1 protein-coding gene is annotated in these 2,325 nt (G+C 52.1%); it reads left to right on the top strand.

The annotated features are described in order from the left end of the window. Positions 1 to 850 precede the first annotated feature (850 nt). Positions 851 to 2,071, top strand: a complete 1,221-nt coding sequence (locus tag RR842_RS14020) for an IS110 family transposase (RefSeq protein WP_332730198.1) — start codon at positions 851 to 853, stop codon at positions 2,069 to 2,071. Positions 2,072 to 2,325: the final 254 nt, after the last annotated feature.

The following is a 2,325-nucleotide window of genomic DNA, read 5'->3' as shown; positions in this document are numbered from 1 at the left end:
CGTATCTTACCATGTTTTCATCCCTGATGCAGAATTTTCCTTCGTCCCTCCACGGCGTTTATGGCAGGCGGGCTTCAAGTAGTTCTTCTTCAAGTCGCGCACGCTTAAGAAGAAGTCGAGCTCGGATTTACTGAGTGCTGTTTAGCCATTGTCTAACCTCTCGGCCAAAAGACGATTCATCAATAAAAACGCTAGGCTCTGCCAATTAATGCCCCTGGGTACAAAAGTGGCGGGGAAAAAATCCCCGCCCTTGGGTGGACCAGGGCCTTTCGGCCAGCCCAAAATCAGACTTATTTATACCATTTCGACCATGCGCGGGTCTATGCCTTTTCGGTGTTTGGCACTTGATTGGCACCCTAAATGGAGTTGGCTATTTGCCTGTAGTGCACGATGCTGTTGGGAAGGTCGCCTTGGGTGGGCGTTTGGGTAGAATGCAGTGCGCTTAGGTAATTTCTGCATCATGCGTAGGGTAAAAACAGCACGTTGGCGTGCGACCTCAATAAACTTGATAGTAGTTGTTTGCTGCTTGAATTTAACCACACCACTCATAGGGCCGCATCCTCGTATATTCTTTCTACCACGTTTTTGGGTGTGGCACCCATCACATCTGACGCCGTGGCCGCGCTCTTTACTCAAGGCAGTAAATATGGGATAAAGAGCGTGTAAATGGGCGGAGGGCGCATGCTGTATCCTGGGGTTTAGCCTTGACAAAAAGGATCGCGCCTCCAGCCCGCGACAGGACGTGAATGAGGCTGGATGGCCGTTTGGGGTCGTATATCCAACGAGGTTGCGTGTCGCGGTGCCTGAAGAAAAGCCTTCGCCTAAGCTATGCGAGATTAGGGAGGAAGCCTTGTACTACGTAGGAATAGACATCGCCAAGCACGACCACACCGTTGCCGCAAGGATGGAAGATGGTACGCCACACGGAAAGGCTATCTCGTTTACCAACGACGATGCAGGGTTCAAGCTGCTGCTCGAGCGTTTTCGCGAACTGGATATCGATGACGAAAACTGTATCGTCGCCATGGAATCCACCGGCCACTACTGGATGGCTACCTATTCATTTCTGTCCGACCACGGCTATCCTGTAGCAGTTATAAACCCGGTGCTCACCGATGCTTTCCGCAAGGCTGATACGATCCGCAAAACCAAGACCGATCTTATCGACGCGTTTCTGATAGCAGAGTTCGCCCGCTTCAAGCGGCTTGGCCCTACAAGCATGACACCCGAAGTGTCAGATAGCCTCAAGCAACTCACGCGTTATCGCATGCATCTCGTCAAAGAGCGAACCATGCTCAAAAACAAGGCAACTGCCGTGGCAGACAGGCTGTTCCCGGAACTTGCACATGCGGTAGGCGGCATGCAGAGTGCAACAGCGAAAGCCCTGATGAGAGACTATGCTACGCCAGCAGCTATCGCAACAACCGACGTCCGCACGCTCACCAAAACCATACGGGTGGCAAGTCGTGGACGCTTCGGTCGCACAGAAGCCGAGGATCTCAAGGCGCTCGCCAAGAAATCCGTCGGTGTCGAGCTTGCGGCCAATGCCCTTGCCTTCGAGCTCAAGCACATGGTGAACCTCGTTGAACACCTCGGCAAGGAGATCGCTGTCCTGGATGCTGAGATAGCCCGCATCCTCAAGGGGACACCAGGAGAGCTGCTTCAAACTATCCCGGGCATAGGTCCCGTGAACGCTGCCGTCATCACCGCAGAACTGGGAGCTCCTGAGAACTTCGATGACCCGAAAAAACTCATTGCGTTTGCCGGTATCGATGCCTCCAAAAGTCAGTCCGGGAAGTTCGAAGGAGACCAGGAGCATATGTCCAAACGAGGCAGTGGTTACTTGCGCTACGCGCTCATGAACGCCGCTGACACTGCAAGGATGCATGACCCCTACTTCGGTGACTATTATGACTCCATGAGGGCGCGCGGCAAGCATCACTACGTTGCACTGTCAGGCGTTGCTCGCAAGCTCGCAGGTGTAATACTCGCTGTCATGAAAGAACAACGGCCTTACGAGCCAAGACCCTCTGTCCAATCGCAAAAGGACAACGCTATCGCACAAAGTTAGCCGCTCCTCGACAAACCTCTTTAGCCTACAGCTTTTACGAAGGCTTGCGACAGCATGCTCAAAACCGTCTCAATATGCGTTCTTTATCCCCTATTCAGCTGTCAATGTGCTACCTAAAAAGTCTCGAATTATCCCTTGACTTTATTTAGCTGGTCTTTTTATCATAATAGCCGTATCCCTCAGTTTTCTGTTTGCTGGAATAACCGCAGGATAAACCTGCGGATTTGGGGATGAAAGATTATAAAGAGAAGCCG

Origin of the sequence: Gordonibacter sp., assembly GCF_036667095.1 — a bacterium.
GTDB lineage: Bacteria > Actinomycetota > Coriobacteriia > Coriobacteriales > Eggerthellaceae > Gordonibacter.
This window is presented reverse-complemented; position numbering and strand designations above follow the sequence as displayed.